General features: G+C 61.6%; 5 protein-coding genes and 3 pseudogenes. 3 read left to right on the top strand and 5 right to left on the bottom strand.

Features of this window, described 5'->3' with window-relative positions:
- Nucleotides 1-282: 282 nt before the first annotated feature.
- The 4 genes and pseudogenes from ACEN42_RS40770 to ACEN42_RS40755 all read right to left on the bottom strand — a co-directional run.
- Entirely contained in the window at nucleotides 283-1,857 is a 1,575-nt protein-coding gene (locus tag ACEN42_RS40770; RefSeq protein ID WP_371884038.1) for a M14 family zinc carboxypeptidase, read from the bottom strand.
- The gene (locus ACEN42_RS40765) at nucleotides 1,857-2,186 is read right to left on the bottom strand and encodes a hypothetical protein (protein ID WP_371884037.1); all 330 of its coding nucleotides are present in this window, start codon (nucleotides 2,184-2,186) and stop codon (nucleotides 1,857-1,859) included. Before ACEN42_RS40765 ends, ACEN42_RS40770 begins: the two co-directional genes overlap by 1 nt.
- 1,433 nt (nucleotides 2,187-3,619) lie before the next feature.
- Nucleotides 3,620-4,638: pseudogene (locus ACEN42_RS40760) on the bottom strand (YhcG family protein).
- Nucleotides 4,580-4,756, bottom strand: a pseudogene (locus ACEN42_RS40755) (aldehyde dehydrogenase family protein); the annotation flags it as partial. The pseudogenes ACEN42_RS40755 and ACEN42_RS40760, both read right to left, overlap by 59 nt.
- On the opposite strand from ACEN42_RS40755, the pseudogene ACEN42_RS40750 reads away from it, so the two are divergent.
- From ACEN42_RS40750 to ACEN42_RS40740, 3 genes and pseudogenes are all read left to right on the top strand, one after another.
- A pseudogene (locus ACEN42_RS40750) lies at nucleotides 4,733-5,032 on the top strand (tannase/feruloyl esterase family alpha/beta hydrolase); the annotation flags it as partial. The pseudogenes ACEN42_RS40755 and ACEN42_RS40750 sit on opposite strands and share 24 nt — an antisense overlap.
- A gap of 765 nt (nucleotides 5,033-5,797) precedes the next feature.
- Nucleotides 5,798-7,135: an IS4 family transposase gene (locus ACEN42_RS40745; protein ID WP_371880870.1), complete on the top strand. Its 1,338-nt coding sequence runs from the start codon at nucleotides 5,798-5,800 to the stop codon at nucleotides 7,133-7,135.
- A 941-nt stretch (nucleotides 7,136-8,076) separates the two neighbouring features.
- A complete protein-coding gene (locus ACEN42_RS40740; RefSeq protein WP_371884036.1) occupies nucleotides 8,077-10,419 on the top strand; it encodes a S53 family peptidase in 2,343 nt (780 codons plus the stop codon).
- Nucleotides 10,420-10,915: 496 nt separating this feature from the next.
- Here ACEN42_RS40740 and ACEN42_RS40735 read toward each other — a convergent pair whose 3' ends face one another.
- Complete coding sequence (locus tag ACEN42_RS40735) at nucleotides 10,916-11,794, bottom strand: H-NS family nucleoid-associated regulatory protein (RefSeq protein ID WP_371884035.1); 879 nt, start codon at nucleotides 11,792-11,794, stop codon at nucleotides 10,916-10,918.
- Nucleotides 11,795-11,915 lie beyond the last annotated feature (121 nt).

Below are 11,915 nucleotides of genomic sequence, written 5' to 3'. Positions count from 1 at the left end.
TCTCTTCCGGGACTAGCGGCGCCCGCAATCGCCCAGCTCGGCTTTTGACAACAACTGGATCGACGCGACAGCGCGCGCCCTGCTCGCTTCGCTATCCGATCAGGAAACTGCCGAGCTCACGGAGCACGCGGCCGGAATGGGCAGACAGTCTGCAACCCTCCTCTCACGGCCCATTGGGCTGGAGCACGTGGACCGACGGCGGCCGCACCCGGGCGGCGAACAAACATCTCCGACGCGGGTCGCCGTTGCACCGAGGATTGCCCTACGCACGTGCCATCACGGTTAGGAACGCGGCGCCTTCTTCTTGGCAGAGGCCGCGGGCTTCTTGGCCACAGAAGCCTTCTTCGTTGCTACGGGCTTCTTCACTGCAGCAGCGGGCATCTTCGCAGCAACTGCGTTCTTGGGCTGTCCGGGCTTTTGCCGCATCAGCGACTCGATCACCTGCTGCATGCGGCGCCCGATCACCTGCTCGATGCGTTGGCCGATGGCATCCAGGTCATCCTTGAGGGCATGAATCTTCACCTTAGCCCTCAGCTTCTTCAGCACCGCGCTCGCACGTTTGGCGTCCGCCTCGGCGAACACCGCGTCTTCGTCGCTCGCGGAACGAGCCATCAGTTGGACCAGTTCACCCGCTGCCGCAAGAAGTTGGGCATCGCGTAGGGCTGAAGACAGCAACGCGAACTGCGCTCGCTCGAACAGGGCGATCCACTCGCGGCCGGCTGGTGTACTGGCCAGCAACTCGTCGCGCACCCTCCGCAGCGCGGCGACTTCGGTGCCGCCTTTGAACAGGCGGGTGCCGATCAGCTCGATCGCACAAACCGACTGCTGCATCAAGGTCAGCATCGCCGCCTTGGCGTCGCGCTTGATCAGCGTCGGGTCGGTCGGGTGGAAGGACTCGGGAACGTTTAAGGGAATCGACGGCCCGGTCTCGAACGTGAAGCCGTAGGTCTTATTCAGGCTCGGGTTGGCGATGTGCCGGGCGTAAGCATAGTCGCTTTGCGAGCCGGTGGTTGCATATAGGGCGTACGAGGTCTGCGGCGCGTAATGGCGGCCGCGCACGGCAGCGATGTCCGCAACGATGCGGCCGGCTACCGTCTGGAATCGTTGCACGTCGAGCGGTGGCATGTATTCAGAGTAGCTAGCGGGAATGCTGGCGGTGCAGGTACCAGTTGGCAAGCCGGTGAAGCGCAGGGTTGGGTCGGTGGACTGCGTAGGGGCGTGGCCCCACGGGTACAGCACCAGTTCCGAAAACGAGTGCACATCGGCGAACGAGACGACCCGCTCGGTGTCCAGCAAATGCTTGACGTTGCGCGTCTCAGGCTCACTGAATGCCGACGGACCGCAGTAAGTTTCGGCACAAGGCGAGCACGAGATCTGGCCCTGCGCGACACCCCAGACGACGTCAGCATTGCGGTTCAGGTCCACGCCATCGCAGGTCGTGCCGGGGTTGTCGCGCCGGTTTTTGCGCCACATATCATCGACCGTCATCACGTACTCGCGTCCGTCCGGGTTGACGCAAGGCAGCAGCCAGATGTCCATCGCTTCGAGGATCAGCTTCACGTCGTTTGCGGTGAACGTCTTGCCGCCGTAGCTGATGTCGGTTCCATTCGAATAGCTTAGCAACAGGTCGATAGCAAGCTCGACGATTGCGTCCGGGTTCATCAACTCACGCGCATGGGTGCCGCCGACGATCAGCACGGCACGCCTGGCGTTGCCGCCTCCGGCGCGCATGCGCAGCGCGAACACCGGCCGCCCTTCTGCCGAGGGTTCGGGCAGCTGGACACGGTCGAAGATTTGCGGGAACCACAATCCAAGGATGTGGGTCGCCGAATCGATTTGGGCTACGGTGCGGTACATCAACGGCCCCCTTGGCGGGGAAGGTCCTTGACCTGCTCTTCGAGCCAACGATCCGCCTGCGCGTCTGACATGACCACGCCCTTGGCGAGCGGCCGCACAGGGATAGCCGATTTCAGATGGACCTCGAAGCCCTGCTCCAGCAGGCGCCGAGCGTCATCCACCGTGAGCAGAAGCCTGACTTTGCCCTCGGCATCGGGCAACCGGTCCAGGTCTAGCGCCGAGGCCACGGTGACGGCTTTGGCGCGGGGCACGTCACCCAAGGTGGCCTCAAACCGCACCGTAGGGGCCGGCGCGGCCTGGGTTGGCGAAGTTTTTGAGCGGGTGGCCATAGCAATTCCTGACACGACGGGAGTTCGGCTAACCCAGCAGCTCCGACTATTGCTGCAGATTTTTCAATAATCGCGCGGTGACCCCGGAACGGCATACCGTGCCTGCACCAGAGTAGGATGCGTGGGTAAGGACCGCAAGAAGCGTGTAAACTTTGTATGTGCGCTGGCGCACATGGCCATACTACGACTAGTCGTTTGAAGATCTGTCTACGATTACCGGAATTGAATCCAGTCGAGTCGTCGCTTGCCGCATCGCTTGCGGCGTAAGCACAGGCGCAACGTCGAAATGATCTGGCTCACGGACCGCCTAACACCAAGTTTCAAGACGATCGCTGACTTCCGCTGGGATCGCGGCGTAGGTATTCGCAATGTCGGTCGCCGTTTCGCGGCTCCGTGCTATGACCTCCGGCTATTCTCGCAAGCGCTTGTTGCCAATCGATGGGAAAGTATGCGTGTCGCTTCGTTTTGGACATTGAGGGTGAGTGCAATGGTTAGTCACGAGATATGGCTCGGTTCCCTACAAATTATTATTTCGAGAATAACATTGCATGAGTCAACGTTGACATGTGAGAAATGGGATTAACTAAGCACCGCAGGAATCACTGCGCACAACCCGACGCTGCACTGGCAACGGAAATTACCCCTATCCTGTCGCGAACGTTGATATGTGGCTTGAGCCAGCACAGTCTGCTGCATTTCACGTCTGCCAATCGGCCTGTGACAAGGCGTCGAAGCGCGCCTGATCGGCGGTGGATAGCGTCGCACTAATTGCTCCCATCCTCGCGCCCAGCTACGTGCACATGGACGCGAGTGCAGTGTTGCGACCATGCAGTAACGAGCGCTTTCGCGCGGCGTCGTTGGCTGTTAGGTAAGGTCGCACGCTTATGTCCGTACATGGACTCCCGCCTATGAGCAAGATGGTGTGCATTTCGATGGTCTCGACTGCGTCCGTACTTCGACTTTCGATGTGCCGCCAGCGGCACTGCGCTCGGCATGCTCTTCGAACTAGCGAACAGCTCATACGAATGGAGCACGACTTTGGAATCCCGGTCCTCGGATGTTCTACAGCAAATCTGTGTTCAGAAAAATTCGGGCTGCGGCAAAGCTTCCGCCGGCAGATCATGCTCGCGTCAAGCATCGCTATCATCGGCGCGGTCGCTGTTGGAGGGGTTCTCGCAACCGCACCGCGCGACGAAAGTCGAATGCAGCGCAGAGCGAACGCGACTTCGGCAAGTGGCCGTGTGCTCCCGGCTGAGCAGGCAGAACGCCTGTCTTCGACGAGTGCACTAAAATGAAGTCGGACCACAACAACGCAGCCCTACGCCCAACGTAAACCAGAACAGATACGACGCCTGTTTTTAGCTCCCACTGCGACATTTGTATCTGGCCGTGACATTGTGAAGCGCATGGATCACTCAAGACCGAACAAAAGTCTATTTTTGCGTCTGATCGCTGTCCTCCGGACCTTCGGCGTGTTCCCGATCGTCGCGCAGTCGCGAGCGAGCCGCCGCAATCGACTGGTGAAGTTTTGCTTCGAGCGTCTCCCGTGGCGGCAACACGGTCAGGTATTCAGCGACGTGTCTTCCGCTTTTTCCCAGTTCCAGCAGCTCAATCAGCTCCTGCTTTTTGCCAGCACACAGGACAATGCCGATGGGAGGCTTTTCGTCGGGTTCCTGCTCGTACTTCGCGAGCCAGCGGAGATACAGTTCCATTTGACTCTTGTACTCAGCCTTGAACGCGCCCAGCTTGAGTTCGATCGCAACAAGCCGCCGAAGCTTCCGGTTGTAGAACAGCAGATCCAGATAAAAATCGTCGTCGTCGATCTGCAGGCGCTTCTGGCGCGCGACGAAGGTAAATCCCGCGCCGAGTTCGAGCAGAAACTGCTCCATCTCTCGCAGGATGGCGTCTTCCAGATCGCGCTCCAGATAGCGGTCGTTCAGTCCGAGAAAATCGAGCACGTACGGATCTTTGAGGACGACCTCGGGCGTAAGCTCCTGCGTTTCCTTCAACTGCGAAAGTTCGTGTCGGATCACATCGGCGGGCTTTCGGGAAAGCGCACTGCGCTCGAAGAGCATCGACTGGACGCGTTCATGCAATTGGCGCGACGACCCCACCGCTCCAGTCGGCAAAGCTCGATGTAGTAGTCACGCTTGAGAGGGTCATCGATATACATCAGCGTCTTGAGATGGGTCCAGCTCAATTCTCTCCGCAGCGCGGAGAGAATTCCCTCGTCGGGAAAGACCTCCGCCACCCTCACGCAATGCCGCAGCTGCTTTTCGCTCCAGCCACGGCCATACGCCGCCGTCAGTTGCCGGGCTAGCGCGGCGAGGACCTGCTGCCCATACTCGGCGCGAGCGCCACCGAGCACGCCTTCGCCGATGCGACGACCGATCTGCCAATACAGAAGCGTGAGTTCGGCGCGCTTCGTCGTGCACGGTTGGCCCGTTGATATGGCAGATGCCCGACTCGACGAGCTTCGCCCGCTCCAGCGCCCGCGCGATATCGCGGCTGAAGATGGCCGCGGACAAGCCGAACTCGCTGTCGTTGGCGACGCGGATCGCTTCTTCGTCGCGCGTCTTTACACGGTCGCGGGCATGAACCATTGTTCGGGCGGCCCGACTGCCGATCAGTTCGACATGCTCACCCCGATGATCGCGTGGGTCGAGCAAGGCAAGGTGCCGGACAGCGTGACGGCGACCGCGCGCGATGCGAGCAACGAGTTTCCTAACAGCGAAGTCCCGGCTGACTGGGGCGCGGGGCGTACGCGGCCGCTTTGTCCTTATCCGAAGGTGGTTCGGTACAAGGGAGGCGATGTCAATTCGGCGGCCAGCTTCACTTGCGGTTGAGCGAGCGTGACGATGCGGACGATTCGCGGGGACCGTAACGAAACGGGTGGCTGCGCGAGGCGTTCGATGAGCGATTTTTTTTGGAGTGTGCGGGCAGACGTGTCACGTCAATTTAAACTCGACCACGGTTCTCGACCGAAGCCGCGTCGCCTGCTTCGATAGTCGAAGCCAGTTGGGGAATTTGCCGTGATAGCGCCAGCCGGTATCACTGAACGAGTGTAAAAACGTTGATTCACCGGGCGGACTATTCGCCCGGCCTGGCCACAGAGAAGGACGTTCAATTAACGCCATGCCGCGGTGGTCTCTCGGTCCAGCGCGAGCGCCGCGAGGAAAAGGCTGACGGTGACATTAATTGCCTCCCAGACGACCATGGCGCTGCTGTAGACCGACATTGTCATTCCCGTCCCGATCGGCTAAGTCATCGCGCTCACGACTTTCTTCGACCGTGCCACGTACGTGATTGCCGGACGCGCTTTTGCCGAGATGATGTGCGATGGGGGGCTGGATAAGTCAGCGATACGATCGTCCGCGCCAGCATCGCCAGCGCCGAGTGTGCCGAGCGCTTGCGTCATGAATTCACGTCGCGATGCTTGTCGGCCATTGCGGACCCTCGGCTGTCGGCGGTGGTGAGGTGGTTTAGGCCACCTCATTACACATAAGTCGCGACGGTGGCACGCCGCGAAAAGTCGTTTACGGTCAATGACATAGCGGGTGGGGTTGTAAACTCTTTCGGACTGGCGTTAACTCTTGCATTTTGGGCGGCACATGACGCAAGAGAAATCGAGCTGGGCAGCGGCAGAACTCAAGGGCATCGATTTGGGCGACCAACGCCTGAACAAGCGTGCCGTGCTATTGGCTGAGCGGCTGGCGGAGAAGCCGACGGCAAGCATACCCAACGCATGCGGCGGCTGGGCGGAAACGGCAGCAGCGTACCGCTTCCTGTCGCAAGATGAGTTGGACTGGCGCGACATCATGGCGCCACATTGGCAGAGTTCGACCGAACGAATGCGGGCGTGCGAAGTAGTGCTATGCATCCAGGACACCACGCAGTTGGACTTTAACGGTCAGACCATCACAGGGTTGGGACCGCTGTCGTATGAGGCGCAACGCGGGCTGTATCTGCACCCGACTTACGCGGTGACGCCATCGCGCGAACCGCTGGGCGTGCTTGACGCGTACATGTGGGCGCGCGAGCCGAAGGGTGCGGACGGTGTGCGCCCCGGCATCAAGGAAAGCACCCGTTGGACCGAAGGATATGAGAGGGTTGCCGAACAAGCGGCCGCACTGCCTGCCACGCGACTGGTTTATGTGGCTGACCGGGAATCGGACATCATGGCGCTGATGGTCAAAGCAAAGGAGTTGGGCCACCCGGCGGATTGGTTACTGCGCTCGCAGCACAATCGCACCTTGCCTGACGGCGGCAAGCTGTGGGACCAAGTGACTGCGGGTGAGCCGGCGGGCAGGATTCACTTTACGCTGGCAGCCCGTCAGGCTCAGCCTGCGCGCGCGGTTCGGCAGCAGGTGTGGGCGCAGCGGGTTGCGTTGACTGATGCTGCAGGCGGCGTGGTGAGTGCTACTTGCATCGTCGCCCGCGAGGTCGACCCGCCGGCAGGCGTCAAGCCGATCGAATGGCGCCTGCTGAGTAACCGCGATGTGAACGACCTGGAGGCGGCAGCGCAGCTTATTGATTGGTACCGCGCGCGCTGGGAGGTGGAACTATTCTTTCATGTGCTCAAGAACGGCTGTCGGGTCGAGGCGTTGCAACTCGCATCGATGGCACGGCTTGAACGTGCCTTGGCGCTGTTCATGGTGGTGGCATGGCGCATTGCTCGGTTGATGCGACTCGGTCGAACTTGCCCGGACCTGGATGCAGCGCTCTTGTTCGAGCGAGATGAATGGCGCGCGGCATTCATTCTCAACAAGAAGAAACCGCCGAAGAACTCACCGCGTCTGAATGAGGTCGTGCGCTTGGTCGCCATGCTCGGCGGATTCCTGGCGCGCAAAGGCGACGGCGAACCCGGAGTCAAAACCATCTGGCAAGGCCTGCAGCGAGTGACGGATTTCGCCGCCGGCCTCAAGTACGCCCAAGAACTCGGCGAATGACTTATGTGTAATCAAATGGGTTTAGGCTACTTCTCTGCCGTCCGGAGAATGATCAGGCGACTGTACGTCATCGACCTGGTGTGGACCGATCGGCGTTTTCCGATCGGTCCCGGACCTCCACAAAAGAACTGTACCGGGCGAGACGCCGGTGTACTCGGCGCGCACGCTCGATGCGGTTGCCGCGCACACGCAAGCCGCCGGATGAGCACTGCGCGGTAGGCCGCGTGAGAAGTCAGCGGCATCAATCCGCCATGCGGGATCGAACGATCGTGTTTAGTCATGCGCCACGCGGCCCTTTTTTAAGGACAATCCCTACTATCCAGACGTGGAAGCGGCGCGCCGTAGGGGCTGAAAATGTGGCCCCGTTCCCGCGCTCTGCATGCGATGTTTCTGTCGCATAAAAAATGGTAAGGTCTTCTCACCGTCTGTCCGGCAACTAACCCGCGAATGGCCATCGAGCTTGCTCGCGCGGTGCCGACAGGCCAATCATCGCTTTGTGCGCCCCAATCTGTATCCAATGTGACGCGAACAACGATGATCCAGTTCAATCGGATTGCTATCGGCCTTGTCGAAACCGACGAGCACGCCCAAGTCTCTGATTATTTCGCGAGGCCGGCATCCCGTTCCATTTCATTAGGTAAACGTAACGCGTGGGCAGGCTTGAATCGCTCACGTGGCATCGTCACGGCAATCTGGGCCGCTTGCGCGCTGGTGTCCGGATTAGGTGCATGCAGCTCGCAAGCGCAGACATCGCCCGTTCCACCTTCTGTCCAGCCACCGGCAAGCGTCAGACTCTGGTGCGCCGAACCACCCGGCTATTACCCGTCCGTACAGACCTGTGCGAGCAGCTGGCAGCGACGCGCGCCCGATCTGCCCGCTTCCGCGGTTTCTCCACCCGTGCTGGTCATTCCGGTCCAGCCTCCCCCAGAAGGACGATCCCAATGAAAACGATCCGACCGGTTCGGTGCGCGCTCGCGCGTGCCACCTTTGTGACCGCAGCGCTCGCACCGCTACTGCTGACGGGATGCGGCGGCGGCAGTGACGACTCGACGGCGTCGAGCGGCGCGAGCTCCGCGAAGCTCGCCGACACCTCGTCAGGCACGAGTTCGGTTTCGTTGTCGCCGCTGTCGAGCACGGTGGCGAGCACGCTGATGAGGCCGGCGTTCTACACGGCCCCGGTGGTGTTGAACGCGCCTTCCGACATCGACAGCGCGGCGCCTTCCGCGTCGGCCAATCAGGCGCCTGCCGCGCAAGCCTCGATGTCGACAATAGCGGCGGTGTCGCTTGCGCAGTTGACGCCGCAAACGATTGCACGGTACGCCACGAGGACCGCGCGGGCGGCGTCGAATTCAACGCCGGTGACGACGTACACACCGGCACAGATTCGCGCGGCCTATCAGCTACCGCCGCTGCCGTCGTCGTGGAGCAATCCGAGTGTGAGCGAGGCCGCACAAATGGGCGCCGGCCAGACGATTTACGTGATCGACGCGATGAGCGATCCGAACGTCGTCAACGAACTCGCGGCGTTCAACCAGAAATTCGGCTTGCCGGGCTGCGCGACGACCGCCATCGCGCCGAACGCGTCGCTGCCGCTCGCGGCCCCTGCCAGCAACGCGTGCCAGTTCTCGGTCGTGTACTCGACGACCAGCGGCGCGATGACGTCGAACGCGCCGTCGTACGACTCCGGCTGGGCCACCGAAATCGCGCTCGACGTGCAGTGGGTCCACGCTACCGCGCCGCTCGCGCGCATCGTACTGATCCAGGCGCCGGATGCGTCGTCCAACAGCATGATCGCGGCGGTCAACCTCGCGAACGCGATGGGGCCCGGCGTCGTGTCGATGAGCTTCGGCGCCCCCGAAGGCTCGTGGACCGGTTCCGTCGATTCGGCGTTCAAGCACGCGAACATGACCTACGTGGCTGCTACCGGCGATAACGGCACCGGCGTCGAATGGCCGTCCGTGTCGCCGAACGTGCTGGCCGTCGGTGGCACCCATCTGAGTTACGACGGCACCACGAAGAACGAAACGGTGTGGTCGGGTACCGGCGGCGGCATGAGTCAGTACACGTCGGTACCGGCGTATCAGAACACGTCGGTGCCTGGCCTCGGCACGCTGACGAAGCGCTCGGTTGCCGACGTGTCGTTCAACGCGGATCCGTTTAGCGGTCAGTACGTCGCGGTCATCACGCCCGACGCGGCCGCGCCGAACTGGTACAGCGTCGGCGGCACCAGTCTGTCGACCCCGCAATGGGCCGGCATCGTCGCCGTCGCCAATGCACAGCGGGCGCGCAACAGTCTCGGCGCACTTGGCCTCGCGCAGGCGCAGTTGTACGGTACCGTCTCGACGGACGCGGGTCTGTACGCGACTGCGTTCTACGACGTCACCTCGGGCAACGACGGTTCCTGCTCGAGCTGCTCCTCCCATACCGGCTACGATCAGCCGTCGGGTCTCGGCACACCCGTGGTTGGCAGCCTGCTGCCGACGCTCGGCGTGTCCAACGCGCCGCCGCCGGTCGTATCGCCCGCGACGGTCAAGGGCACGGCGGGCAGCGCACTGTCGTTCACGGTGGCCGCCAGCTCGTCGGACCCGCTCAGCTGGTCGCTCGCGAATGCACCGCAGGGCATGAGCATAGATAGCTCCGCTCAGGTGACATGGGCGCAGCCGGTCGCCGGCACTTACGAGGTGACCGTGACCGCGAAGGATACGGTCACCGGCTCGACGGGCAGCGCGAGTGCGAACGTGACCATCGTCGCGGCATCGAAGCCGGTCGTGCAGGCAGCGACGATCGTGGGCCAGGTGAAACAGCCGCTCAGCTATCAGGTCGACGTCAGTGCGGCCGATCCGGTCAGGCTCTCGCTCAGCGGCGCGCCTTCGGGCATGTCGATCAGCAGTGCCGGCGTGATCAGCTGGAGAACGCCTGCGAAGGGCACGTATAGCGTCAGTGTCAAGGCGACCGACACCAGCAACGGCCAGTCCGGTTCGGCGACGATTAGCGTGCGGATCTCGTCCGCGGCAACGGGCCCCGCGATCTCGGCTGCGCCGATCAGCGGTGTCGAGGGCCGCGCGGTCAGCGGCGTGATCGGCATCGAGGACCCAGGCGCGGACAACGTGAAGGTCGACATCAAGGGCGCGCCGTCCGGCATGGTGTTCGTCGAAAGCGGGCCGGGCTTCGTTGCCAAATGGCCGCACCCGGTCGCTGGAACCTACACGCTGACGCTGACCGCGGTCGATTCGGCGGGGCTCAGCTCGCAGGCAATTCTGGTGGTGACGATCGGTACGCGCTGAGCCGACTCGTCGCACTGCCGCAACGTCGCTGCCCGCGCCGTTGCGGCGCGCTGTTGGTGAAAGGGCGGCTTGGGAGTGGAAAGGCAGCGAGTCTGTCGGTCAGCATCGCGGCCGTACAGCGGAAATTTCCTTCGTTAAACTCAGCAACAGTCGTTCGTCGATCGCCTTTGCGAACGACTGCTTCCCAGCAGTAAGCGGTCTTGTCAGCGCCGGCGCAAGAATGTCGGCAATGGCCGAATCAGGCGCTTTGCCCACGTTCCGGGCCTCGTCAAGGGGGCGGGACAACGGCGGTAGACTCGGAAACCGGACGAAAGGGAGGCCAAAGTCGGCAGAGCAAAGAAGCAGTAGAGGAAGAGCAAGGCATTGGTCGCCCCGGTCGCCCTGAGCGATTGCGCCTCAAAGGTCACTCCTCGAGTTACGTTCCGCTTACCTCGACGAGTAAGTTCAACTGTAGGTGAATCGCCGCGCAGGTCCCACGCGGCAATCGCAGAGCGACTTATAGGCTCAGGTTCTCTGCTTCCGTGGCGACGTTTTGAGCAGGGCTTTCAACGGGGGCGACACTCTCCGCCGGCGCTTGAGACTTGCGGGCAGGAGCCCTCCCGATCGAGCGAGCACTTTTTGTCGCGGCGCTTTTGGCACTCTTCTTCGATGCCGTTACTTTTTTCGCGGACGCTACCTTTTTGGCTGCTGCGCCTTTGCTAGCGGCTGCCCCTTTCTTGGCAGCCGCTTGCTTCTTCGCTGCTGGTCCCTTCTTCGCAGCCTTCGTCTTCGGCGATGCTGCTTTTTTCGTGGCCGGTTTTGCGGCCGCTTTTGATGCTGACTTCTTCGCAGCCGGACCCTTTTTGGCGACCGCTTGGGTGCCAGCGCCGCTCGTGCCCGCAACACTGCCCTTATCAATCAGGAACGCGCTACGATCCTTTGCGCTCGTAATCCAACCGGGTGCGCGGCCGAATCCGCTCCACGTCAATCCCGAGACCGGGTCACGATAGAGAGCAGGCTGAGGTCCTTTGCGCGCGGCCGTCCTCCGCTTCACTGACAGCTTCGTGCGAGAAGTAGCCTCACTGGTGCCTGCCGCGAGGAATGCGGTCCGATCGCTTGCATTCGCAATCCACGCCGGCGCCCTGCCGCGGCCGCTCCAGGTCGCACCGGTCTTCGGATCGACATACTTGGCTGAATCCGCTTGTCCCACTGCGTTTGCTTTAGTCTTACCTGATGCCTTGCCGAAGAATCCTGCGACGTCATCTATCGAAATCTCATGACGCGCCATCAAGTCATGAATCTGCTTGAGCACCCCGCTCGCCGCTTTGGTTTTTAAAGCTTGCGCCTGGGTTTCTAGTTTTTTGATTCGCGCCTGAATCGATTCTAGCGTCGTCATTTTATTCCCCTGTATGAGATTTATCCGCACTATGCCACGGATGCCAGCGCTTCAGCTAGCGACATGCTTTAAATCGCGTCTTAAGGGAACTGCAAACGCTGTTTTTTTCGTTTGCCCGAGA

The organism is Caballeronia sp. S22 (assembly GCF_964261745.1).
GTDB classification, from domain to species: domain Bacteria; phylum Pseudomonadota; class Gammaproteobacteria; order Burkholderiales; family Burkholderiaceae; genus Caballeronia; species Caballeronia jiangsuensis.
The sequence above is the reverse complement of the archived record's forward strand: the minus strand, read 5'-3'. Positions and strand labels throughout refer to the sequence as shown.

Bases quoted from the DNA above. Each gene is read 5' to 3' on its own strand.
- ACEN42_RS40770 (WP_371884038.1), bottom strand. From the start codon at position 1,857: ATGTACCGCACCGTAGCCCAAATCGATTCGGCGACCCACATCCTTGGA.
- ACEN42_RS40765 (WP_371884037.1), bottom strand. From the start codon at position 2,186: ATGGCCACCCGCTCAAAAACTTCGCCAACCCAGGCCGCGCCGGCCCCT.
- ACEN42_RS40745 (WP_371880870.1), top strand. From the start codon at position 5,798: ATGACGCAAGAGAAATCGAGCTGGGCAGCGGCAGAACTCAAGGGCATC.
- ACEN42_RS40740 (WP_371884036.1), top strand. From the start codon at position 8,077: ATGAAAACGATCCGACCGGTTCGGTGCGCGCTCGCGCGTGCCACCTTT.
- ACEN42_RS40735 (WP_371884035.1), bottom strand. From the start codon at position 11,794: ATGACGACGCTAGAATCGATTCAGGCGCGAATCAAAAAACTAGAAACC.